Consider the following 23,155-nt stretch of genomic DNA (forward strand, 5'->3'; position numbering starts at 1 on the left):
AAAACCCCGTAACTCTGTCAGGACAGACGTCCCGTTTCGTCCGAAACGTCTGGAAAATACTGTATCTGCCACCAGTCGGACGTTTTCATGGCAGACGGTCTTACCATGCCCATGGCAGGACGCCAGATGTCACATAAGGAAACGATGGGACTTTTGCACTTCCCGAATGATCGCATTGCAAAAGTTTTATGAGATTGCCACAAAAATGAAAAAAAGCGGCCCTTCCGGGGAAGGGCCGCTTTCTCAAGATCCGGATCCTGATCGGAAAATCAGAAGCGGTATTCGATACCTGCGCCGACGACGGTCGGGTCGAGGGAATCATGCGCCGTGATCTTCGTGGTCTCGGCACTGTCCTGGGCCCAGGCGTGGACACGCATGAACATCTGCTTCACGTCGAAGTTGAAGAACCAGTTGCCGACGACCTGATAGTCGAAGCCGACGTTGACGGACGGGCCACCGGTCACACCGATGTTCACCTTCTGCGTCAGGCCGTTGTTGGCCGGAGAGATATTGTGGAACCATGCCAGCGTCGCGCCAACACCCACATACGGGTTGAAGCGCTTGTGCGGGCGGAAGTGCCAGGCGAACGTGACCGTCGGCGGCAGGACCCAGGCGCTGCCGACATCGACCTTGCCCAGACCCGGAACGCCTTCAGCGGCGATTTCGTGACGGGTGCTGGCGGCGATCAGGTCAACCGACAGGTTGTCCGTGAAGAAGTATTCGAACGTCAGTTCCGGCATGACCTGACGCGTCGTCTTCACGCGGCCGCCAAGATGGGCGCCGTTCAGGGACAGGCTGCTGTCACGGTCTTCCGGCAGGACGCCGAGAGCGGACAGACGGACGATGAAGTCGCCCTTGCCGAGTCCGATGCGCGTGTTGGCGCAGGTCTGGAACAGGCCGCAGCGACCCGAAGCCGGAGCATGGATGTTCACGGAAGGCACCGGAGCTGCCGTCATGGGGGCGCTGACCATGACCTGCGGCGCGGCAGGAGCGGCGGCGGGGGCCGTCTGGGCAAACGCCGGAGTGGCAACGGCACCGACTGCGGCAGCCAGCGCGAAAGCGTTAAATTTCATCTGGATGTTCCATCAACATTTGTTGAGCCTCACAAAGCACTCCTCCCCACCCATCACCTTGACCTGAATCAAGTCTGGTAAATTATGTGGTAGTGTGGCTGAAAGTCTTCAGGCTGAGGTCAGCACAACGCAAACGGGGTTCATCATGTCAGCGTCACATAGTCCAGAGGATGTCCATGATCGATGCGCCCATTGCGTGGGGCGGCGTCTGAGTATCTGTAGCAGCATTGACGACTGTGACCTGGCCATCCTTGCCAATGAATCTTCCCGCATGACAGTTGCGGACGGCCGCTCCTTTATCGAGGAAGGCGCGCCAGCCAATGATTTCTTTGTCGTGACCGGCGGGCGGGTCAAGCTTTTCACCCTTCTTCCGGATGGCCGGCGCCAGATCACCGGCTTTGCGGAAGGCGGGGACTTCCTGGGACTTGCCGCCTCGACGAGCTATGCCTTCGGCGCCGAAGCGCTTGGCGGTGCAACACTCTGCCGCTTCCCCCATGCCGGCATGCAGCGCCTGACCGAACGTTTCCCCAGCCTCGAACACCGTCTGCGCGAGGAAGCCTCCCGCGAGCTGGCCCTGATGCAGGCCCGCATGACACTTCTGGGACGCAAGACGGCCCGTGAGCGCGTGGCCACATTCCTGATCGAACGCTGCTCCCATCTGGACAGGCCGGACCCGTCTCACCCGATCGAACTCGATCTGCCGATGCCCCGCACCGATATTGCGGATTATCTCGGACTCACTATTGAGACAGTCAGCCGGATCCTCAGCGCATTCAAAAAAGAGAAACTTATCAATATCAGAAGCATTACCCATATCACGTTACTGGCCCCCGAACGGATATCGATGATTGCCGAGGGCATGGAATAGGCCTTTTCAGAAGAGGCCACATTCCCGCCATCAGGGCGTGCTCTGTTTTACTGATCCGTTTACAGGAGATTTTATGAACTTCACCCTTTTTTCCCGCTCGATGCTTGCCGCAGGACTGATTGCCGGCGCCGTTTCCCTGGCGCCGCAGGCCCATGCAGCAGACAGCACGACCTCGAGCACCTGCCAGCAGACGGGTCAGACCGGTGTCCTCGGTCGTCTGGCACAGCGGGAAGACTGCCTGAACAGCAAGGTTCAGAACTACCAGAAGCAGTCCCAGGACGCGCAGGCCGCTCGTGAAAAGCGGATTCAGGACCTGAAGGACAAGTATACGAACGCCCCCGCCAACCAGAAGGCACGCCTGCAGAAGCAGATCACCAGCGAGCAGTCCAAGCTGACCAGCATGCGCGACCAGCAGACCCAGCGCCTGCAGCAGCTCAAGAATGCACCGCAGGAACAGCGTAACCGCGTCAACGCCCTGGGCAACAAGACGCGCGGCGACGTGAACAACTTCCTCAACGGCGGTCTCTGATCCGCTCACTCCGGCCCCTCTGACAGGGCCGGATTTTCAGGGTCTCAAAGGGCCCTGAACGCCTGAAGGGCGCGGTCCCGCCCGTCCTTCAGATCGACGATGGGACGGGGATAGGTCCTGCCGAGCACAACGCCCCCTCTTCGCAGATCCTCGTCCGCCGCTGCCCAGGGCTCGAACAGCGCCTTGCCGGAAAGACGGCGCAGTTCGGGAACCCACTGGCGGATATAGTCGCCATCCGGATCGAACTTCTCGGCCTGGCGCGTGGGATTGAAAATCCGGAAGAACGGCGTGGCCTCGATGCCCGTGCCGGCCACCCACTGCCAGTTCATGGCATTGTTGGCGAAATCCGCATCCACCAGCGTATCGCGGAACCAGGCTTCCCCCTCCTCCCAGTCAATCAGCAGATGTTTCGTCAGGAAAGACCCCACGATCATGCGGGCCCTGTTGTGCATCCAGCCGGTCTGCCAGAGCTGACGCATCCCGGCATCCACGATCGGCACCCCCGTCTGTCCACGCTCCCAAGCCTTCAGATCAGACGCATTTTTTCGCCAGCGCATTCCGGAAAACTTGGGGCTCAGATTTTCAAACGGCAGTTTCGGTAGATGATACAGCGTGTAGCGGGCGAACTCCCGCCAGCCGAGTTCCGACAGAAAGATCCGCGGACCATCCGTATGCGCGCCGTGCTTCTGAAGCGCGGCCCAGACCTGCCGGGGCGATACCGCGCCGGAGGCGAGATAGGGCGACAGGCGGGACGTTCCTTCCTCCGCCACCCGGTCCCGGCCTCTGGGATAACCTGCGACGGAATCCTTTAGAAAATCTTCAAGATGCTCCAGCCCTTCGGCCTCGCCCGGCTCCCAGGTTTTGCGAAAACCCGCCGCCCAGTCCGGCGCCTGAGGACAGAGGCTGTCCTCGTTCAGCCGGGCATCGGACAGGACAGAGGCGGGGACGGCGTGGAACGACAGATGGGACGGCGCGTCGAGCGATTCAGGAACGGCATGGGTCTGAAGCGCTTTCCAGAACGACCCGCAGACCTTGTAGAATCCGCCCTGTTTCGTCTGCACGGTGTCCGGATCGACCAGAACCGTGCCCCATTGCGCGTGGACCTCACATCCCTGCTCTTCCAGCGCCTGCCGGATGCGATCGTCCTGCGCCCGCTCGCGTTCATGCAAACGATGATGCCAGTGGACAGAGGCCGCATCCGTCTGTTTCGCGAGCTGCGGAAGCAGCTTTTCAGCCGAGCCGGAAAGCGTCAGCAGCGTCCCGCCCTGTTTTTCCAGGTTCCGTCGCAGATCGGCCAGCGCTCCATGCAGCCACCAGCGTGCGGCCGCTCCGAGAGGGTGGAGAGCCGGCGTGACATCATCAAGAATGTAGATACAGATCAGTGGTCGGCCGGAAGCAGCGGCTTCATGCAGGGCAGGATGGTCTGCCATGCGCAGATCGTCTCGAAACCAGACGATGGCAGGGCGGTTCTGGGAGCTGGACATGGATCCTCACAGCAGGGGAAAACATCTCATAAAGCGCGTGACGGCGCAGGTCGTTCAGAATGAGCCCCGTCAGAATGGTATCAAGTCATTTTCCTGGCCCAGGCGGCTCATTACCTGAGAAAAAATTTCTCTTCCTGTTGTGAACCATTGTCATCGGATGTCGTTTACAAGGCAAAACGCTCTTTAGAGGATTTTTACCTATGTCCACCAAATCCATCGCACGCATTGCCCTGTCCCTGGCTCTTCTGTCCGGTGCCGGTGTTTCACTCTCGGCCTGCAATACCGTTCATGGCGCCGGTCAGGACGTGAGCTCGGTCGGGCATGACGTTTCCCGCGGGGCCAATGCAACGCAGAACGCCATTCAGCGTAACACCCCGGCTTCCCGGAACTGAGCCTCTTCTCCGGGCTATCGGGTCTATCGGACAGGCCGCCAGATCTTCGGATCTGGCGGCTTTTTCGTATCTGCCCCGCAGACCGGATCTGTCCTCACTGGAATGCGAACGCATTTTTGCTTGTCATTCACTACAGGACAGTCCCATAGTTTCTTTTGAACAAAGACGTTCTCAGGGCGGGGTGAAATTCCCCACCGGCGGTATTGGCGGATTTCTCCGCCTCAGCCCGCGAGCGCCTTCCGGATTTCGGTTCGGAAGGGACAAGCAGATCCGGTGAGACTCCGGAGCCGACGGTTAGAGTCCGGATGGAAGAGAACGCAGCACTTGTCCGGTGACGGACAGGCTCGGGCACTTGTTGCCTGGCCTGTATCCCGTATCGGCTGAGGGCGGCGTGCGCCTTGCGGGCGTCCCGACTGTAACGGGACCAGAAGACGCAACTTGGCTGACCAGACTACCCTTTCCGACACAGTTTCGCTGCCCGCGATCCGCCATGGCTTTCATTCGGCCATCACGAAGGCTGTCGACACTTTCGGCGCTACGGCACCCAACCCGTCTGTGGGTTGTGCGCTGCTGGATGCGGAGTGTCGTATCCTCACGGTCGGCGTCCATCCGCGCGTTGGACAGCCCCATGCCGAAGCGATGGCTCTGGCGCAGGCCCGGGCGGCAGGTGTGCTGGATCAGGCGCGCGTGGCCCTTGTGACGCTTGAGCCCTGCAATCATACCGGGCGGACCCCGCCCTGCAGCGAGGCCCTGCGCAACAGCCCCGTTCGTGAAGTCTGGATCGGTGCGGCCGATCCGAACCCGCAGGCCGCCGGTGGTGCGGCACGACTGCGCGAAATGCCGGGTGGAAAGCGCGTGATCATGCTGGCCGATCGGCCGGACATGACCGATCTGGCCCGGGACTGCCAGGCCCTTCTGGCCCCTTTCGCAAGCCGCGTCGTCCGGCACCGCCCGTGGATCAGCGTCAAGCAGGCGCTGGACGAACACGGCTCCATGGTGCCGCCGCCGGGACAGAAAACCTTCACATCCCCGGACTCGCTTGTCCTCGCGCATCGCCTGCGCCGGGCAACGGATGCGATCATCACCGGCGTTGGCACCGTTCTGGCAGACCGCCCACGCTTCACGGTCCGGCATGTCGCGGATCATAAAGGCCGTTCGCCGCGCCTGCTCGTCGTCTGCGACCGCCACGGTCGCCTTCCGGCAGACTGGGTAGCCGAAATGACGGAGGCCGGGTTCGAAGTTCTCACCAGTTCCGATCTGCTCTCCATCCCCGCCATGCTGGCGGAGCGGGGCGTGAACTGGGCGATGATCGAGGCCGGTCCTGCCCTACTGGCATCCGTGGCCGAAGCCGGGCTGTGGGATGACTGGCTCACCATTCATAAGACCCCGGGTCACAAAACTGCGGGCGCTGACCGCATCGACCTGAAATCGCGGGACGAGAGCCCGCTGCGACTGCTGAGGGAAAACGCATGTTCTCTGGAATCATAGAGCGTCTGGGAACCGTCCGCTCTGCTTCCGTCCGTGACAAAGCGATGGATCTGACCGTGGAGACCGGCTTTCCTGATCTGGAACTCGGCGAGAGCGTGGCCGTGAACGGCGTGTGCCTGACAGTCGAGACCTTCGATGCGGCAGGCGTAGCGACGTTCCACCTCAGCGGCGAAACCCTGTCCCGCACCCCTCTGGACCAGCTCAAAGCCGGATCACGCGTCAATCTGGAACGCGCCGTTGCCGCCAGCACACGCCTTTCAGGCCATATCGTGCAGGGCCATGTGGATGGCATCGCGATCCTCGCCAGCATCGAAAAGGCGGGCGTTTCCTATGCCCTGCGCGTGTTCGTCCCGCAGGCCCTGCGTCAGTATGTCGTGGAAAAAGGCTCTATCACCTTCGATGGCATCAGCCTGACGGTGAACGAACTGCATGATGACATCATCCGCGGCAATCAGGCCGGTTTCGAAGTCGGCCTGACGATCATCCCGCACACCTGGGAACACACCAACCTCTCCACGCTATCGGTCGGGGACCGGATGGATGTGGAAGTCGATGTGCTCTCCAAATATGTCGAGAACCTGTTGCGGTTCTCGCCCAGTCTTGCAAAGGCCGCATCATGAAGCCGTCCCTGAAAGCGGCCATCGAGGCCATCCGCGCTGGCGGCATGGTCGTCATGGTCGATGACGAGAACCGTGAGAACGAAGGCGATCTGGTCATGGCGGCGCAGTTCGCCACGCCGGAAGCCATCAACTTCATGGTCCGCGAGGCGCGCGGGCTGGTCTGCCTGCCGCTGGAAGCCGAACAGGTGGACCGCCTCGGCCTGCCGCCCATGGTCACGCGCAACCGCGACCCGCGCGGTACGGCCTTCACGGTCTCGATCGAAGCAGCAACAGGTGTGACGACCGGCATTTCCGCCGCCGACCGCGCCCGTACAATCGTCGTCGCAGCCAATCCGACCGCAACGCCGGATGACGTCGTCTCGCCCGGCCACATCTTCCCGCTCCGCGCTCATCCGGAAGGCGTTCTGGGCCGCAACGGCCATACCGAAGGCTCCATCGACATTGCGCGTCTGGCCGGGCTGGAACCGGCTGGCGTGATCTGTGAGATCATGGCCGATGACGGCAGCATGATGCGCCTGCCGGAACTGCGGAAATACGCGGCAAAGCACAACATGCCCGTGGTCAGCATCGCAGACCTTCAGGACTGGTGCCGCGAGCATGGCCGTGGTCCTGTCGCAGGCCATGACCTGATCTGCACGCCCGTCCCTGCGGCTGGCGAAATGGTGGCCGAATCCGCCCTTCCGAGCATCTTTGGCGGTCATGACCTGCGGATCCATGCCTTCCGCGCCGTCGATGGCGTGGAGCATGTCGCGCTGGTGAAGGGCGATCCATCCAAAGGCGTGCCTTTAGTGCGGCTGCATTCAGAATGCGTGACGGGCGATGCGCTCGGCTCCCTGCGCTGCGACTGCGGCGCGCAGCTCCGCGAGGCGCTGGAACGGATTTCGGCGTCGGAATCCGGCGTGCTGGTCTATCTGCGCGGCCATGAAGGACGTGGGATCGGACTGGCCAACAAGATCCGCGCCTACGAGCTTCAGGATCATGGCATGGACACGGTGGAGGCCAATGAAGCCCTCGGGCTGCCCGCCGATGCCCGCGAATGGGATGCGGCAGCCGACCTGCTGCGGCATCTGGGCGTAAGTTCACTCCGCCTTCTGACGAACAATCCGGACAAGGAATCCAACCTGGTCCGCTTCGGCTTTGACGTGAGATCCAGCGAGCGGCTGGAAATCGAAGCCAATCCTTTCAACCGCGCCTATCTTGCAACCAAACGCACACGGATGGGCCATTTCCTTCAGGAACAGCCGGCATGAGCAAGCACATCCCCGTAGCCCCCGACCTGCGTCTCTCGCCTGCGCCGAAAATGGCCATCGTGGTCAGCCGCTTCAACACGAACATCACGGGCGGCCTGAAGAACGGCTCGCTCGAATGGCTGGAAGAGCGCGGCATCACGGATGTGGACGTCTATGACGCGCCCGGCGCTTTCGAGCTGCCGCTTCTGGCACAGCGTCTGGCGAAGTCCGGCAAGTATGAAGGCGTGATCTGCCTCGGCTGCGTCATCAAGGGCGACACCGCGCATTTCGAGTTCATTTCACTCGGCGCGACCATCGGCATCATGCAGGCCCAGCTTGCGACCGAAGTACCGATCGCCTTCGGCATCCTCACGACCTACACCGAACAGCAGGCCGTGGACCGCTCCCGCAAGGATGCCGAAAACAAGGGCCGTGAAGCCGCAGCCGCCTGCGTCGAAAGCGTGGCCTTCCTGCGCAACGTTCCCGGCCAGCCCTGATCATGTCATGCTCCCTGATGGTTTGCGGACTATCTTCCGTTACCATCAGGGTGATCCTCATCGGCTGTGGAGATGCTCCCGAACGCTGATGGAGCACCCGGAAAACATAGCAGACTTGCACTTGAGCGCAGTTTTTGCTATATTTTGCTAATGTAGAAGGATTTCATTTTCCTTCGCACAACAATCATAAAATGTACTAGATGTCCCTTCCCGATACTCGCGGGCCAAGGTCGATTACATTGCCTTCCTGAAAATTGAGGAATTTAATGTTGAAGAAATTTATTTTCTTTTGCGTACTGCTGTCCAGTCCGGCTCTGGCATCGGATGTGATCCCACAGACTTACCGCGCTACCGACAATCAGTATCATACCGTTAATATTACTTCGAATCTTGATGCGACAGGCAAGCCGGTCGTAGGCGCCTACCGGGATCTGAACGGACAGTGGCATGCCACCACCGTTTCAGTTCAGGCCTGTGGGCTGGACGCAGACAATCATCCTGTCCCCTGCGCGCCAGCCGTGACCGGCAGCACTCTTGAGAACTATCTCCAGAAATCGGCCGTCAGTGTGGCCAATGGTGTGGCCGCGCTCGACGCACTGGGAGATGTCACAAGCCCCCTCACCTCGGGAACCGACTGGCTGGGCACATGGCAGAAAAATGCTCAGTCCGTCGATGCCTTTGCCCAAGGCTACGAAAGCGCGCTTTTCGGCGGCCAGATGGCAACGGGGGAAAATAACGGCACCTATATGCCCCGTTCCCTTCTGGTCCAGACCGATCCTTACGGCCCGTATTCGACCGGATGTGGCGTGGGCGTGGCCATGACCGGATCGGTCTATAATTCGCAGTATCCGATTTCCGAGCAGGATCCGCGCGTGGGAGCTGGTGCTGTGGTTGGCGTTGGCGGCTATGACACCGTTGCGAACTGCATTCTCGTCAGCAACATGCCCGCACGCCTTGTCCTCACGGCTACCGGCTATACGGCGACATCCGTGCAACTCGCTACGCCCCTGACGGCCGCGCAGGCCGCGCAGATTCACCCCAACATGTACATCACGACCAACAGCCCCAATCCGGACCTGACACCCGCGGCCACAACAGGGCAGCTTCCCAAAAGAAATCTCTACGCGGGGTTTGTGAGTGCACAACCGGCGGCAGGCGCCACGTCAATCAACGTCTACGCCTGGGACGTTCCCGGCATTGGGACCAAGGCCAGCGGGCAGATCCCCCAGACAGCCACGCTTGATACCGTGTGGAGTGCACGTTCAACTCCTACGGTCTTTCTGGGCGGTGGCGCAGCGGGCAGCGCTTTTGGCAGCAACCTGTTCTTCAACCTGAATGCAGCCGATCTGACGCCTTCCACGACGAACCAGTCCCTGATTCATCAGATCACCCCTGCGGAAATTGATCTGAACATCATCAACGGAACGGCCCCCGCCAACTCCATCGACTGGCAGGGCATCAGCATGAATGCAGGAAACCAGCCTGCAGCACTAACAACTGATAGCAGACAGATTTTTCTGGGTGGAAACATAGCCCAGCACCTTGTTTTCGACGGTGGTGAAGGAAACTGGCTCATTAATGGTGATAATATCTATGTCCCTTCCCTCAAAAACCAATCCCTGAGCGCTCAGAACACAGCACAGCTCTATCAGGAGTGGGACCAGTGGATCGGCGGCGCCAACCGGATGCGCTTTCTTCTCTGGAATTCTTTCGGCAACCCGACCGCACCGCAGGGCTGGGAACAGGCTGTTTCGCATTTTGGTCCGACAATAGACGGAGACCCCGTCACTGAAGGCGATCCGGGCGGCTCCAAGCAGGCCGACATTGAATGGAACCGTGCAGAAAATTATGGTGGGCTTGATCTATGCGGGTACGGACATAATTGTGGCTTTACCCTGACAGGCGACGGAAATATTTCCGTTAGTGGCACGAGCACATTCAACTCCAGCTTCTCCATCACCGGGGGCAATACACTCTATATTCAACCTTCAACACTCGACAACAACCTGTTTTCAGGATGGTGCGCTCCTGACAGCTACAGTATGTCGCTATGTTCCAACATTGGTGCGTGGGTGTCCCTTCAGTCAAAAGGAGATCTCCGTTCTACAGCAGGCGGAACAACTTCATCGTCGGCCTGGCACCCTGATGGTTACGGGAACTGGTATGCTTCCAACTCAAGTAATGATGGCGGAATTTCCGGCGGTGGGTCTATAGCATCATCCTCATATACATTAGAAACACTCCCCACAAAAAATGAATTAGACGGTGCACGACTATGGTGTTCGGATTGCAAACTGAATGGCATTAGCGGAGTCGTTGTGTACTGGCATGCATCCATATCCAAATGGACTGACAGCCAAAATAATACTATTTCTCAATAAACCAGAAACAATCCTCACGTTCCCACTCTAGCGTTTCTGGGTGGAATTCCAGAAAAAAAAAGAATATGTCTCTACAGCTATCCTTTAGCGTAGGGACATTGAAAGTCATGGTATTTTTCCTTCTCTCGTCATGGAACACAGTTTTAGACTTTGACGAAAATAATAATAATCTTGTTTGCCGCGAAATAAACAACCAATCACCCTCTGTAACAGTTGAAATTAAAGACACCAAAGCTGAAATTAAGATTCACAATGCGGAACCCATATCTGTTTCAGAAGATATGAGCTTAAAACCCGGGATGGGTTCAACAATATTTGATATTAAATATCCTTCCCGATCCGGCCCCTATATCAGCTTAATGTTTCATGGCCTTTACATGAGCGCTACATCAACAGGCACCGTAGCTGTTGATAAAACTCGAAATTTTAGCTGGGAAACATTTAGGATCATTTCCCAAGCAGATTTAAATAATTTGTCTCATTTTTTAAATAATTCTTGGTATATTCGCTCCCGAAAAGAAATTATCTCACACCATGAAATTTCTGGTTCAGGTGACTTTACAATACGAATTGGAAATTTTTTCTCTACAAATACCGAAGATCTGATCGAAGCATTAGAAAAACCAAACCCCAAAGAGGTAATTCTTTTTCATGATGTCTGGAAAACAGAATTTTTAGATTTGTTTAGACCTGCAGTATACTATTGCAGCTTTGGGCGTCCTGAAGGTTTCGAATGCCTTAAAATGTCTATATCTTCTCTAAGAGAGTACGGAGAATATTCTGGCGAAATCAAAATTTTTACAGAAAAAAATCATGAATATATTAAAGATTTTCTTCCAAATGGAAATTTTGATAGAATTAGCATAGAAAAATATACTGCTCTTGATAATGTAGACTATATGTCAGCACGTTTTGATACGGAATCAATCTCATCACTCAATGAATATCAGCCAATATTATATATGGACACAGACATAATTGTAAAAAATCCCATAGAAACCGTATTGCGCTCTATTATATCAGACAAAATCCATCAATTTCAGGTATTTAAAGAAGTTGATGATGTTGCTCATGATATTTATTGGGGAAATGAACTTTTCGATGATGATCCAGCATCGGAAAAACCCAATTTCGGATTTTCGACTGGCATTATAGGATTCAAAAATTACCAAGAAATTTCGGCATTTTTCAAAACAATTAGAGAGATTATATTTAGACAAAGCACCATTTGGGGGACAAGGCAAATAATTCGTTGCTTTGATCAGCCCGTAGCAAATTATGTTTTGGGAAAATTTGCTTCACTAGGAAGTGAATTGCTTTCTTCAACAGTCATAAATTTTGATATGGAATACAACAACAGCCCCGAGGATAAATACAAATCATACGTAGACAACATAAATGAGGTTATTGTTCACTTTGCCGGCGGAGTCGGCGCGTATGACTGGAAACTTGAAGCAATGAAACGTTTTCTAAACCACCTCGAAGAAGGATCATCATCAAACGAGGCGTAGGTTTAAAAAACCGACCGTACTTTACCGCCCCCGGTAGACAAATTCTGTTTTTTGACTCCCTGCCTGTTCCACAAGATTGTGAAACGGCGACAGGCTGCAGACCGGATCGGTGTTTGCCGCATTTCCCGTCAGGGCCAGGGCCTGACAGCGGCATCCGCCCCAGTCCCTTTCCTTGCGTTCGCAGGACCGGCAGGGCTCGGGCATCCAGTCTGTCCCGCGGAACATGTTGAACAGGGGCGAGATGTTCCAGATCTCGGACAGGGTCACGTCTTTCACATTCGGGAACGAAACATCGGGAATGATCTCGGCCGCATGACACGGCAGCACCCGGCCCGAGGGCGTGACATTCACGAAACGCTGCCCCCATCCCCCCATACAGGGCTTGGGCCGGTCTGCATGATAGTCCGGCGTCACATAATCGATGGAAAGGCCGCCCTTCGCGCGTTCAGCTTCCACGGCACGGGTGGATTCCTCTAGCTGGTCCCTGCTGGGGAGAAGCGCATCGCGATTTTTCAGCCCCCAGCCATAATACTGGGTATGCGCGATCTCCACCCGCCCTGCTCCGAGTTCCCGCGCCAGCGCGAACATTTCGGGGATACGGGCAACATTTTCCCTGTGCACCACAAAATTGAGCGTCATCGGAATGCCGGACGCGCGGATGAGCCGCGCTGCCGCGATCTTGCGGGCCTGCGCCCCCTTGAGACCGCCGATACGCTCGGCTCCCCCCTCCGTCACGTCCTGGAAAGAGAGCTGGATATGATCCAGCCCTGCCCTGTCGAGGGCTTCCAGTTTCGGTTCGTCCAGCAGCACGCCGGACGTGATCAGGTTGGAATACAGGTTGAGTCTCCGCGCAACGGAGACCAGTTCGACCAGATCAGGCCGCGCCATGGGCTCGCCGCCGGAGAAATGAACCTGGAGCACCCCAAGCTCGGCCGCCTGCTCCAGTACGGCAGTCCAGGTGGCCGTGTCGAGTTCTGCCGCCTTGCGTTCGAGTTCAAGCGGATTGGAGCAGTAGGGGCAGGAAAGCGGGCATCGATGCGTCAGTTCAGCCAGAAGGCTCATCGGCGGCGAAGGGAGTGTCATGTGTGCAGGACGTTCTTTTCTGTCAGTTCAGAAAGAAGCGTGAGGACATCCTTCGCAATGACCTCACGCGGGGCGGAAAACTCGATTGCAAGCTGCTGGATGATGTCGCCGACGCTGCGCTTCCCATCCAGCAGCCGCAGAATATGCGGCGCGGCGCCCTCAACTACAAATGCTTTTTCAGGCGCCTGCACAATCCATACGTCCCGCACGCGATCGTACTGGAGACGATGCCCCCGGGCAAAGGAGAGAACCGTCCCCTCCGTCACGACATGCGGAGCCTCCGTCATGGAACGAAAGCCCCCGGCGGAATGTGGCCTTCCACATAGGCATAGTCGAGCGCGTCCAGCATCGTCCACAGCACGGAACACTTGAACTCCAGCGCTCCCAGGACCTCTTTCTGCTGCTCCGGCGTGCGGGCGTTTTCGCGGACATAGGCCAATGCGAAATCGGAATCCCGCGGAGCCTGCGTCAGGCGCGGCGTGAAATAGGCCAGCGTTTTTTCCGACACGAAGTCGTAGTGACGCAGCATCCCCGAAACGCGCTCGCTGATGATCGTGGGCGAAAACAGTTCCGTCAGCGACGACGCAATGGCCGCCAGGATCGACTGGTCCCGCACGAAGTTCACATAGGCATCAACCGAGAAGCGCGTGGCCGGAAGCAAGCCCTCGAGACTTTCCACATAGTCCCGGTCCAGCCCCAGACCATCCGTCAGCATCAGCCAGCGCGCGACACCACCCGTTCCGGGTTCCGTGCCGTCATGGTCTTCGATCCGGCGACGCCATTCGCGGCGCAGTTCGGCCGTCGGCAGGCGTGCCAGAAGCGTGGCATCCTTGGCCGGGATGCGGTCCTGATAATAATAGCGGTTCAGCGCCCAGGCCTGAACCTGAGCCTTGTCGAGCTTGCCGTCATGCAGCTTGCGATGGAACGGGTGCCGGTTGTGGTACCGCTCGGCCCCGATCTGGCGAAGCTGTGCTTCAAGCTGGTCAGGTGTGAGGAGCGTCATGGTGTGTCCAGTCTGAAAGTCATGCCGTCTTCCGCAACCGTCCATCCGGCGCGTTCGACGTCTTTGCGTTCGGGGCTGTCTTCGAACAGAATTGGATTGGAGTTGTTGATATGAATCAACACCTTACGGGGTTTTTCGCATGTCGTGAAACATTCGACCGGTCCCCCGGCATCATTCACGGACACATGCCCCATCCGCTGTCCGCTCTTCGGACTCAACCCGGCGCGGATCATTTCGTCATCCCGCCACAACGTCCCGTCAAAGAACACGAGATCGGCCGCAGCCACCCGTTCCACGATTTCCGGCGTAATCTGCGCACAGCCGGGAATGAAGAGCATCGTCTTGCATCCATCCGTGATGGACAGGCCCAGCGTTTCGTCCGGGCGTGAGCCTGCGGCTTCCGCGTAAAGCGGCGCCTTGCCGGGAACGGCGAAGGCCGTGAGCAGAAGACCGGACGGAATCCCGTCCTTGTTCATCAGGGACGTGGCTTCATCGAGAATGAGCGGAACACGTGGGACGATTTCGGGATCGAGCGCCCCGAAGATCGGATTGTCCGCAAGCTGCTGCAGGGTCGAGTCGCTGCCCATCAGGGTAAAAGGCTCACGCTCGCGCAGGGTCAGAAGGCCGGTTATGGCGTCGATCTCGCCGCAGGTCAGGACGACGCCCTGAATAGGCGTGCCGCGCAGGCTGCCCTGATGATGCAGGGCCGGCGTATCGATGATCTGCTGCCGCAGATCGGGCGAGGCGTTGAGAATGAACCAGCGCTTTCCGTCGGCACTGACGGCAAGAGAGGCCTGGGTCCGGGCTTTCGCGCCCTGTCGCGTGCGGGCGGCCACACAGCCGGGTGCTGCGGAGTTCCACTGCGGAAAACCGCCCCCTGCCGCCGCGCCAAGCACGATGACATCAATCATTTTTTCACAAACCGTCTGACTGGGGCACCACAGGGCACCCATGAACGAAAACGGCCGCTCCATGGGGGAGCGGCCGTGCCATTATTCCTCAAGGACGGGTCCCCGGGAAAGCGGCTTATTTCTTCTCGCCGCAGACATACGAGTTGATTTCTGCGCCCAGCGGGATTTCGGTAACTTTCGGTGTGTTCCAGGCCATGATTTTTCTCCTTGGTCTCCGATAACCGGCAGATGCGAGAGATGCTCCACCCCTGCGCACCCACAGGCGCTCCTCATGATTTAGTGACCGGATGCCACTGGAGTTCAAGGGGTTTTTTGGGCAGAACACGCAACTGTGTCCTTTCGCGGATCGTTTTGGTCCGTAAGCTCCGTCTCCGTTGCAGGCAAAGAAAACATGTCCGGCCGTCCCATCGCGTCTTCCGCCGACCCTGCCTGTAGCGACAGCCCCGCTCCCTCCGAAAAACCGGGCGAAAGACTGTTGCCCGACGGCGATTTTCCGGACCCGACCCTCGACCGGAATCTCCTGCGCGAACACCTGAACATCCGCGACATGTGCGTCCTGATCCTGACGATTCTGGCCGTATTCTATTCGCTGTATTTCACCGCACCCATCCTGCTGCCCTTCGTCTTCGCGCTCGTCCTGAACCTGCTCATGATCGCGCCCATGCGATTCCTGACGCAGCGCCTGCACCTGCCCCGGCATCTGGCAGGCCTCATGCTGATCGTCATGATGTTCGGAATCGTGGGCGGAATCGCCACGACCATTTCCGTCCCGGCCGCCGGCTGGATCACGCGCGCCCCTCAGACGCTTCCCGCCCTGCAAAGCAAGCTGGCCCTGCTCAGCGGGCCAATCGACGTGGTCCAGCGCGACTATATGCGCCTTTCCGCCATGTTCAGCGGCCATTCGGGCAGCACACACACCACCCATGGCGTGAGCGGGACGATCGGGGGAGAAACGGCTCTCTCGCGCCTCGGATCCTCCGTCCTGGCCGGAACACGCGAACTGGCCGGCGGCTTTTTCTCGATGCTGCTGATGCTGTTCTTTCTCATGACGGAAGGCGACACGCTCCTGCGCCGCTGCGTCGAGATCATGCCAACCTACGCCAAGAAACGCCGCCTCGTCGAAATGGCGACCCAGATCGAGCAGAACGTCTCGCTCTATCTCGTGACGATCACGATGATGAATCTGGGTGTCGGGCTAGTGAATATGATCCAGTGCTGGGCCACCGGCATGCCCAACCCGCTTCTGTGGGGCGTGCTGGCCTTCCTGCTGAACTACATTCCCATCATCGGCCCACTGACGGGTGTGGTGGTCTATTTCGTGGTCGGGCTGTTCAGTTTCCCGTCCCTGCTTTACGCGCTCCTGCCGCCCTCGATCTACCTGCTGATCCATGTTCTGGAAGGCGAGACCATCACACCCATGCTTCTGGCCCGGCGCTTCACCCTCAATCCCGTTTTCGTCATGGGATCGCTGCTGTTCTGGGACTGGATGTGGGGCATTTCGGGCGCGTTCCTGTCCGTCCCGATGCTCGCGGTCTTCAAGATCGTCTGTGACCATATCGAAGTGCTCGCCCCGCTTGGGCATGTTCTGGGGGGGCCGACACGGCGGACGATCAGCCGCGCCATCGTCGCGCAGCTTCAGTCCGAGCCGTGAGGATCGGGGCTTTGCCCCGCGCCCCACAAAGGGGCTCACCCCTTTGCGGGTTTCAGGGCAGCGCCCTGAATTCAGCCCGAATATCTGGCCAGAACGGCCTCTTTCACGCTAGACGCTTGGCAGAACATTTCCCATCCGGCTCATAATGCAAGGAGACCCCATGACCCAACTGCCCCGCCGCGGCGTCTGTCTGGTGATCTCGGCCCCGTCTGGTGCGGGCAAGTCCACCATTGCCAACGCCCTGCGCGCTTCGGAACCAACCCTGCGCCATTCCGTCTCGGTCACAACGCGCAGTCCGCGTCCGGGAGAGGTCGAGGGCGTGCATTACCATTTCCGGGACATTGCGGAATTCCGCCGCATGGCCGCGGATGGCGAGCTTTTGGAATGGGCAGAAGTTTTCGGGCGGGGGTATGGCACGCCGCGCGCACCGGTCGAGCAAGCGCTGGATGCCGGGCATGACATGGTGTTCGACATCGACTGGCAGGGACACCGCCTGCTGCGTGCGGCCCTGCCGGACGATGTGGTGAGCCTGTTCGTCCTGCCGCCGTCGCTGGAAGAGCTGGAACGCCGGCTGAACAAGCGGGCCTCGGACCATCCGGAAGAAATCGCCAGGCGCATGAAGGCGGCGCTGGATGAAATTTCCCACTGGTCCGAATTCGATCATACGATCATCAACTCGGACCTCGACACCGCCATTTCGCAGGCCCGCTCCGTCCTCACGGCCGCACGGCTTGCCACACGGCGCCAGCGCAACCTGCTGGACATGGTCGCCAGCTTCAGCCGCTGATCTCGTCAGTCGCGACGCCCTGAGAACCAGTTCTCCGGTTTTTGCGGAACCGGAAATCTTTCTGCGGAACTTGGGAAGAGTCCGGCTTCGTGATATGGCCTGCCGTTCTCTCAGTGGCTGCGGACGGCAAGGGAAAGACACTTCATGACAGCGCCCCAGAACGGGACCGGAAACGGCCTCCAGACCGGAGCGGACCTCGCTGTCCGCAGTGACTCACCCCTGATCCTGGCGCTCCCGAAAGGGCGGATCCTCAAGGCGCTGGCCCCCGTCCTGACACGCACCGGCATCGAACCTGATCCGGACTGCCTGACGGAAAGCAGCCGCCGCCTGCGCTTTGGCACGTCCGATCCGAATCTGGATGTGGTCCGGGTGCGCTCCTTCGATGTCGCGACCTTCGTGGCCTATGGCGGCGCCGATATCGGCGTCTGCGGTGCGGATGTGCTGATGGAGTTCGATTATCCGGACATCTATGCGCCGCTCGATCTGGGCATCGGTGGCTGCCGCATTTCCGTCGCACGCCCCAAGACCATGGTCGAAGATCCTGCAACCGGTCAGTCCCGCCTGCGTGTCGCCACGAAATACCCAACCATCGCCCGCCGCCATTTCGCGTCCCGTGCCATCAACGCCGAGATCGTGCATCTGAATGGCGCGATGGAACTGGCGCCGACGCTGGATCTGGCGAGCGTGATCGTCGATCTGGTCGATACCGGCTCCACACTGCGCGCCAATGGCCTGATGGAAACCGAGACCATCGCCCATGTCACGAGCCGCCTGATCGTCAACCGCGTTGCGCTCAAGACCCGCCCTGAAGAAATCAGCGCCCTGATCGAACGCTTCCGCGCCGCCCTGAACACGGAGGAAGCCGCCTGATGAAACGCCTTGATACATCCGCGAACGGTTTCTCCGAAGACTTCGCAACACTTCTGGCCGCGCGCGGTAGCGACGAACGCAGCGTGGCCGAGCCGGTCCGCGCCATTCTCGCCGATGTACGCAGCCGGGGCGATGAAGCCCTGTGCGATTACACCGCCCGATTTGATCGCCTGACCCTGCCGCCTGAAAAGCTGCGGATCAGCGCCGAAGAAATCGCGTCCGAAGCCGCGCGAGTCCCTCGGGACCTGATGGAAGCCCTGCGCACCGCCGCCCGCCGGATCGAGACGTTCCACGCCGCCCAGATGCCGAAGGATCTGGATTTCACGGACGAAGACGGCATCCGCCTTGGCATGCGCTGGACCCCGCTGGATGCAGTCGGGCTGTATGTTCCCGGCGGCAAAGCGGCCTATCCGTCTTCCGTGCTGATGAATGCCCTGCCCGCCCGCGTTGCGGGTGTGAAGCGGCTGGCCATGTGCGTGCCGTCTCCGGACGGCGTGCTAAACCCGCTGGTTCTGGCGGCCGCACAACTCTGTGGCGTCGAGGAAATCTATCGCATCGGTGGCGCGCAGGCCGTGGGCGCCATGGCGTTTGGTACGGACCTCATTGCGCCGGTGGACCGCATCGTCGGCCCCGGCAATGCCTATGTCGCGGAAGCCAAGCGGCAGGTCTTCGGGCATGTCGGCATCGACAGCATCGCCGGGCCGTCCGAAGTCGTAGTCGTCGCCGATGGCCAGAATGACCCGCGCCTTGTCGCGCTCGATCTGCTCGCGCAGGCCGAACATGATGAGCAGGCCCAGGCCATCCTCATCACGACGGATGCCGACTTTGCCGAGCGTGCTGCCGAAGCCGTCCGCACGGAGCTGGAAACGCTGCCCCGCACGGCCATCGCCTCAAGAAGCTGGGACGACCATGGCGCGATCATCGTGGTGCGCTCACTTGAGGAAGCCGCCGAGATCGTCAATGCGCTGGCGCCCGAACATCTGGAGGTCATGCTCGACGCCCCGCGCGAGTTCTCGGCGATGATCCGCCATGCAGGCGCAATCTTCATGGGCCGCTACTGCCCCGAAGCCGTGGGCGATTATGTCGGTGGTCCGAACCACGTCCTGCCGACCAGCCGCACGGCCCGTTTCGCCTCCGGCCTGTCAGTCTTCGACTTCATCAAGCGCACCACCACCATCGAAGCCGACGAAGCCGGTCTGCGCCGCATCGGCCCGGCCGGTGTGGCGCTGGCCAAGGCCGAAGGGCTGGACGCCCACGCGCTCAGCCTGTCGGTCCGGCTGGAAAAGAACTGATCCAGCCTCCACCCGGGAGGTTCTGACACCTCCCGGAACATCCCGCTTTACCGGAGCGAGCCCGTATCCGGGTCCAGAACCAGAGGCGTGGTGTTCGGCGTCTGCGTGAAGTCGAACATCGTATTGATCTGGCCCGCATCCGCATCAAACGAGCCGCCACCAAGGCGCTTTCCGCCCAGCCAGTTATCTTCGATGAAGCGCACCACGGAGGCCTGACTGGTCAGGTCATGACTGACGAAGTTCCGACGTGCATACGGCGAGATCACGATGAGCGGGATACGCGTTCCCGGCCCACAACGCCCATTGGCCGGCTTGCCCGCCACACCTTTCGGAGCCGATCCTGCGGTTCCGCAAACCCCGGGACCGTTGAGCTGATCCGCGGTACTGTCGAACGAGCCCCAGAGCGGTTTGTGGAATGCATGATCGTACCAGCCGTCTGAGTCATCATAATCGATGATGATCGCGGTGCTGGTCCATTCCGGCTGACTCTGGATGAAGTTCACGAGCGTCACGATACCATTCTGCTCATCCAGCGGGTCCGAGTTGCCAGGATGACCATCCTGATAGCCCGGCATCTTGATATAGGAGACCGCAGGGAAATTCCCCGCCTTCACGGCCGTATAGAAATCCTTGATATCATACTGATGGTTGGCCGGTTCCCGCGTCGATGTTCCTGGGATCGTGCTGAAGCCGATCGAAGCCGTGGAGTTCGGTCGGGCATGCGTCGGATTGGACGTACTCGCGAAATACTGGAACCAGGCATGATGCGGAACATAATCCGTGCGAGTTCCCACCGTTTCGGAATAGGTGCTGCGGCTGCACCCCGTGGTATTGTTCGCGTTCGTAAGCGTCAGGTCAAAGCCGCCCATGAAACCACCCCAGGAAATACCCTTCTCGTTCAGTAGGTCACCAATATTTTTGGCATTGATCAGCACCTGTGACGGGGTCGAGCAGCGATCGTAAGCCGGGTCCTCATCGTTGATCAGGGTGTATCCGCCTTGCCCGTCATGAATGTAGGCATTGCCGAGCATGTTGCCCGCGATAGGCTGAAGACCATTGGTCTGGCCAGCCACAACCTCAAGCGCACCCGGCGTGGACGGGCCGTATGTATCGCTCCAGTTATTGTCGCTCATCGCGTAATGCTGGGCGTAATTCCAAAGCGCCGTGACCGTGTTGCCATCAAAATACCCCAGGACCTGCCCCTTCGTCCCGAAGGCACCCGAGCTTCCAGATGTTGCTGATCCGGTATATTTTGGAAACAGATCCATCTTCCCAGCGTCGTAAGCCTGCTGTTCCGGCGTGTAGCTGTGGTTCTGATCCGCCGTATTGGCCTGCGTCCGGTCAATGCGGAACGGAAGTGCGGCTCCCGCCCCGTTCGCCGGACTGGAATTCGGATTGTTCGTAAGGAGATTTGCGCTTGTGAGATTATTGACAGAAGGCGTATTAGCCAACGCCGTAAAAGCCGGTTCACCGCTCACATTCGCCGCCTTGGGATAAGTCGCGAAATAATGGTCGAACGAACGGTTTTCCTGAAATATCACCACGACATGCTTGATGGGCGTCGCAGTCTGATAGGACGCAGCAGAAGACGCCGCCAGCCCCACGGACGGGAAAAGAATGGAGCCGGACAGAAGGACTACCAGGCCGGATTTTGCTTGTTGTACGCGCTTCATGAACACCTTACGGAACCTTTCCTCACTACGATCCACCGGTTTGACAAACATTCTGAACCCCACGCCCATCGTTCGTCCGAATGCTTCTGGTTTGTGGAGCATGTCACCCATCCTGTCGTTTCCCTGTCTGTCCCGTGACGGTGTCAGCCGCAGGAGCTACAGCCGGAGCATCCGTATCTGTCAGCGTCCCAAGAAACGCGATGATCGCCCGGCGCTCGCTTTCGGTTAACGCCGGCGACTCTCCGGCCTTGCGATCAAACGGCGCATCAATCATGTCAATATTAGAACGATATTGTTCCGGAATGTCGTTGTAGGCGTTGATTTTTCCGTCCGGACTGCGCGGATAGAATTTTTCAGGCTGAAGATCCCGAACAGCATAAAAATCCAGAACAGCTTCGAGCGTGTGAAAAACACCATTATGGAAAAAGACATGACGTGTCGCGACATTGCGCAGGGTGGGCGTCACGAACATTCCGCAATACGCCGCAAAAGCCTTCCGACCATCGAGCTGACCATCACACACTCCGAGATCGTCATAGCTGGCGAGGGCATTGCGGCTGATCGCCATGTTGCGCGGCGCGCCCAGCGCTTCATACTGATGATCGGTAAAAAGCGGTGGCAGGCCATCGCGCGTAATGTGGTCGAGATGACAGGCCGCACAGTTGCCTTTCTGCGGATCGTTGAACAGGAGATAGCCTTCGCGTTCGAGTGGCGTGAACCTGGCTTTCCCTTCCAGCCAGGCATCAAACCTGCTGGAATATTCGTGGAAATGACGGTCTTCCAGCTCGTAACGCCCAATCGCGAACAGCGCTTCTTCACGCAGGAAGGCAGCATCCTTTTCTCCACGCGCTCCGGCCAACGCAAAAAGAGCCGCACGGTAAGGTGCCGTGTTCAGCCGTGCAGTAACACGCTCCGGCGTGGAGGCCATTTCATCGGGATCAAAAAGCGGGCCGCCCGCCTGCTGCTGAAACGTATCGGCCCGACCATCCCAGAACAGCCCGCCCTGTGGAACGATATGCGCAGCAGATGACGCCGTATCCGCCGCACTTTTGCTGCCGCGCCGGTTTCCCATATTCGGCACAGCGATGACGCGCGGTGCAACGTCGTCATTTCCCAGATCCGGACCGATACTGAACGGCGGCATACGTTCCAGATAGGTCAGCGAGGGAATTGCGCGCCGCCCCTGCCGGTGCAGATCCGCCCCACCTTCGAAAACGGACGCATTGCCCGTCGGCCCGTAATGGTTCTCCGGATCATGACAGGACGCGCAGGACAGTTTGCCCGAACCGGACAGCGCCCTGTCGTAAAACAGCATGCGCCCGATCTGCGCCATCTGCGACAGGGGAGCCTGTCTGGGACGATGAAAATTCTGGGGACAGGGATTGCGACCATCCGACGCGGGATCACAGACATCCTGAGACACCGGGGGCGATACAGGCGAGGACTGCGCCTCACAACCTGCGCCGAGCACCGTCATGCCAAGGACTGCACTGACACACCGGATGGTCCGCATCACGCCCCTCACAGGAAAAGCGTCCGTTCTCCACACCGCACGTGCACCGTTTCCTGAACCCGTCATAACCAAAGGTCGTACCATACTGAAATGCGGGAGCTTCCTTGTTGCCAGTCCTCACGATCAGTTCCGGCAAGGGAGTAATCGCTGTGTCCGAGACAAGGGCTGATAACGGATTCAACAAAGAGGAGGATGTGACAGTTTTATGAACCTCAGCCTGCAGTTTTTTGCTCCCTTTTCCCATGAAGGCAGGATTGATGCAGTCCGCACGACGCTCGCATACGCCTTTCAGATTTGAAA

22 protein-coding genes and 1 riboswitch are annotated in these 23,155 nt (G+C 58.9%); of the genes, 13 read left to right on the top strand and 9 right to left on the bottom strand.

Annotated elements, in window-relative coordinates; genetic code table 11:
* Positions 1-269: 269 nt before the first annotated feature.
* Positions 270-1,073 carry an OmpW/AlkL family protein gene (locus GLS_RS05305; protein WP_041111491.1) on the bottom strand — a complete coding sequence of 268 codons (804 nt, stop codon included), beginning with the start codon at positions 1,071-1,073 and terminating at the stop codon, positions 270-272.
* Between the two features lie 271 nt (positions 1,074-1,344).
* Between GLS_RS05305 and GLS_RS05310 the strand changes: the two genes are divergently transcribed.
* Positions 1,345-1,941: a Crp/Fnr family transcriptional regulator gene (locus GLS_RS05310; RefSeq protein WP_041112685.1), complete on the top strand. Its 597-nt coding sequence runs from the start codon at positions 1,345-1,347 to the stop codon at positions 1,939-1,941.
* Positions 1,942-2,014: 73 nt separating this feature from the next.
* A complete protein-coding gene (locus GLS_RS05315) occupies positions 2,015-2,470 on the top strand; it encodes a hypothetical protein (protein WP_041111492.1) in 456 nt (151 codons plus the stop codon).
* A 44-nt stretch (positions 2,471-2,514) separates the two neighbouring features.
* On the opposite strand, the gene GLS_RS05320 is transcribed toward GLS_RS05315, so the two are convergent.
* Entirely contained in the window at positions 2,515-3,954 is a 1,440-nt protein-coding gene (locus tag GLS_RS05320; protein ID WP_041111493.1) for a cryptochrome/photolyase family protein, read from the bottom strand.
* Between the two features lie 200 nt (positions 3,955-4,154).
* On the opposite strand from GLS_RS05320, the gene GLS_RS05325 reads away from it, so the two are divergent.
* From GLS_RS05325 to GLS_RS13245, 7 genes are all read left to right on the top strand, one after another.
* Positions 4,155-4,346 (top strand): entericidin A/B family lipoprotein, encoded by a 192-nt coding sequence (locus GLS_RS05325; protein ID WP_024716914.1) that lies wholly within the window; start codon positions 4,155-4,157, stop codon positions 4,344-4,346.
* Between the two features lie 163 nt (positions 4,347-4,509).
* Positions 4,510-4,667: riboswitch (FMN riboswitch) on the top strand.
* Between the two features lie 117 nt (positions 4,668-4,784).
* Positions 4,785-5,834 (top strand): bifunctional diaminohydroxyphosphoribosylaminopyrimidine deaminase/5-amino-6-(5-phosphoribosylamino)uracil reductase RibD, encoded by a 1,050-nt coding sequence (gene ribD, locus GLS_RS05330; protein WP_226986646.1) that lies wholly within the window; start codon positions 4,785-4,787, stop codon positions 5,832-5,834.
* Positions 5,816-6,454, top strand: a complete 639-nt coding sequence (locus tag GLS_RS05335) for a riboflavin synthase (RefSeq protein ID WP_041111494.1) — start codon at positions 5,816-5,818, stop codon at positions 6,452-6,454. The genes ribD and GLS_RS05335 overlap by 19 nt, the downstream gene beginning before the upstream one ends.
* A complete protein-coding gene (locus GLS_RS05340; protein ID WP_041111495.1) occupies positions 6,451-7,704 on the top strand; it encodes a bifunctional 3,4-dihydroxy-2-butanone-4-phosphate synthase/GTP cyclohydrolase II in 1,254 nt (417 codons plus the stop codon). The genes GLS_RS05335 and GLS_RS05340 overlap by 4 nt, the downstream gene beginning before the upstream one ends.
* The gene (gene ribH, locus GLS_RS05345) at positions 7,701-8,180 is read left to right on the top strand and encodes a 6,7-dimethyl-8-ribityllumazine synthase (protein WP_041111496.1); all 480 of its coding nucleotides are present in this window, start codon (positions 7,701-7,703) and stop codon (positions 8,178-8,180) included. The genes GLS_RS05340 and ribH overlap by 4 nt, the downstream gene beginning before the upstream one ends.
* Positions 8,181-8,746: 566 nt before the next feature.
* Positions 8,747-10,561, top strand: a complete 1,815-nt coding sequence (locus GLS_RS05350) for a hypothetical protein (RefSeq protein ID WP_148295893.1) — start codon at positions 8,747-8,749, stop codon at positions 10,559-10,561.
* A 107-nt stretch (positions 10,562-10,668) separates the two neighbouring features.
* Positions 10,669-12,072, top strand: a complete 1,404-nt coding sequence (locus GLS_RS13245; RefSeq protein WP_148295894.1) for a hypothetical protein — start codon at positions 10,669-10,671, stop codon at positions 12,070-12,072.
* Between the two features lie 21 nt (positions 12,073-12,093).
* Here GLS_RS13245 and pqqE read toward each other — a convergent pair whose 3' ends face one another.
* From pqqE to pqqA, 5 genes are all read right to left on the bottom strand, one after another.
* On the bottom strand, positions 12,094-13,155 hold the full coding sequence (gene pqqE / locus GLS_RS05355) for a pyrroloquinoline quinone biosynthesis protein PqqE (protein ID WP_041111498.1): 1,062 nt from the start codon (positions 13,153-13,155) through the stop codon (positions 12,094-12,096).
* Complete coding sequence (pqqD, locus tag GLS_RS05360; RefSeq protein ID WP_041111499.1) at positions 13,152-13,442, bottom strand: pyrroloquinoline quinone biosynthesis peptide chaperone PqqD; 291 nt, start codon at positions 13,440-13,442, stop codon at positions 13,152-13,154. The genes pqqE and pqqD overlap by 4 nt, the downstream gene beginning before the upstream one ends.
* A complete protein-coding gene (gene pqqC, locus GLS_RS05365) occupies positions 13,439-14,158 on the bottom strand; it encodes a pyrroloquinoline-quinone synthase PqqC (protein WP_041111500.1) in 720 nt (239 codons plus the stop codon). Before pqqC ends, pqqD begins: the two co-directional genes overlap by 4 nt.
* A complete protein-coding gene (gene pqqB / locus GLS_RS05370) occupies positions 14,155-15,069 on the bottom strand; it encodes a pyrroloquinoline quinone biosynthesis protein PqqB (RefSeq protein WP_041112687.1) in 915 nt (304 codons plus the stop codon). The genes pqqC and pqqB overlap by 4 nt, the downstream gene beginning before the upstream one ends.
* A gap of 115 nt (positions 15,070-15,184) precedes the next feature.
* Positions 15,185-15,265, bottom strand: coding sequence for a pyrroloquinoline quinone precursor peptide PqqA (gene pqqA / locus GLS_RS05375; RefSeq protein ID WP_010502998.1), 81 nt, complete (start codon positions 15,263-15,265; stop codon positions 15,185-15,187).
* A 195-nt stretch (positions 15,266-15,460) separates the two neighbouring features.
* On the opposite strand from pqqA, the gene GLS_RS05380 reads away from it, so the two are divergent.
* The 4 genes from GLS_RS05380 to hisD all read left to right on the top strand — a co-directional run bounded on the left by GLS_RS05380 (position 15,461) and on the right by hisD (position 19,669).
* Positions 15,461-16,720, top strand: a complete 1,260-nt coding sequence (locus GLS_RS05380) for an AI-2E family transporter (protein ID WP_062368206.1) — start codon at positions 15,461-15,463, stop codon at positions 16,718-16,720.
* A gap of 160 nt (positions 16,721-16,880) precedes the next feature.
* On the top strand, positions 16,881-17,507 hold the full coding sequence (gene gmk / locus GLS_RS05385) for a guanylate kinase (protein WP_041111501.1): 627 nt from the start codon (positions 16,881-16,883) through the stop codon (positions 17,505-17,507).
* A gap of 144 nt (positions 17,508-17,651) precedes the next feature.
* Positions 17,652-18,377: an ATP phosphoribosyltransferase gene (gene hisG / locus GLS_RS05390; protein ID WP_041111502.1), complete on the top strand. Its 726-nt coding sequence runs from the start codon at positions 17,652-17,654 to the stop codon at positions 18,375-18,377.
* Complete coding sequence (gene hisD, locus GLS_RS05395; RefSeq protein ID WP_041111503.1) at positions 18,377-19,669, top strand: histidinol dehydrogenase; 1,293 nt, start codon at positions 18,377-18,379, stop codon at positions 19,667-19,669. Before hisG ends, hisD begins: the two co-directional genes overlap by 1 nt.
* A 47-nt stretch (positions 19,670-19,716) precedes the next feature.
* Here the strand turns inward: hisD and GLS_RS05400 are convergent, their stop codons facing one another.
* Together GLS_RS05400 and GLS_RS05405 are read right to left on the bottom strand one after the other, a co-directional pair.
* The gene (locus tag GLS_RS05400; protein ID WP_052327629.1) at positions 19,717-21,342 is read right to left on the bottom strand and encodes a phospholipase C; all 1,626 of its coding nucleotides are present in this window, start codon (positions 21,340-21,342) and stop codon (positions 19,717-19,719) included.
* Positions 21,343-21,445: 103 nt separating this feature from the next.
* Entirely contained in the window at positions 21,446-22,855 is a 1,410-nt protein-coding gene (locus tag GLS_RS05405) for a cytochrome-c peroxidase (RefSeq protein WP_226986647.1), read from the bottom strand.
* Positions 22,856-23,155: the final 300 nt, after the last annotated feature.

The sequence above is a fragment of the Gluconobacter oxydans DSM 3504 genome, assembly GCF_000583855.1.
GTDB classification, from domain to species: domain Bacteria; phylum Pseudomonadota; class Alphaproteobacteria; order Acetobacterales; family Acetobacteraceae; genus Gluconobacter; species Gluconobacter oxydans.